This window comes from Rhizobacter sp. P2_H2 (genome assembly GCF_056403375.1).
Genome location: NZ_JBFUFP010001676.1, coordinates 1 through 749, shown reverse-complemented (window position 1 = coordinate 749; position 749 = coordinate 1). Strand labels below are relative to the sequence as shown.

Sequence of the window (749 nt, the reverse complement as noted above, 5' to 3'; positions counted from 1 at the left end):
GTCTGGAGCGCCGTGGGCGACCCCGCCTCGTCATCGCCGCTCCCACCGCACGACGCCAGCGCGAGCGACATCAAGGTAGCCGCGGCAAGCCGATTGAGTACACCGTAGTTCATGTCAAGTACCTGATTTCTGGGGCCAGTCATATCAGCGCACCGCGGTGCGATCGCTCACAACCTTCGGCGTGATGAAGATCAACAGTTCGGTCTTCTTCGACGACTTCGTCTTGGTCTTGAAGAGGTTGCCGAGGAAGGGAATGTCGCCGAGGTAAGGCACCTTGGTCACGCTTTCCTGGTCGTCCTGCGTGAAGATGCCACCGATCACGACCGTGCCGCCATTCTCCACCAGGACCTGCGTGCGCACATGCTTGGTGTCGATGGCCAGGCCCTGCGATGTCACCTGCCCCACGGTGTCCTTGGTCACGTCGAGGTCGAGGATGACGTTGCCTTCCGGCGTGATCTGCGGCGTGACTTCAAGCTTCAGGTTCGCCTTGCGGAACTGGATGGCCGTCGCGCCGCTGGACGTGGCCGTCTGGTACGGCAGTTCCGTGCCCTGCTCGATCAGCGCCTTCACCTGGTCGGCCGTGATGACGCGCGGGCTCGACAGGATCTTGCCCTTGTTCTCGGCTTCCAGCGCGGACAGCTCCAGGTTCAGGAACCGATTGGCACCGACCCCGAACAGCGACAGCGCGAACGTCGCCGCGTTGTAGTCGTTCTGGCCGATGGCCGGCAGGCTGACGAAATTGGTATTGC

1 pseudogene is annotated in these 749 nt (G+C 62.5%); it reads right to left on the bottom strand.

Annotation, left to right across the window (positions count from 1 at the left end):
- Positions 1 to 144: 144 nt before the first annotated feature.
- A pseudogene (locus AC1D15_RS35550) lies at positions 145 to 749 on the bottom strand (type IV pilus secretin PilQ); the annotation flags it as partial.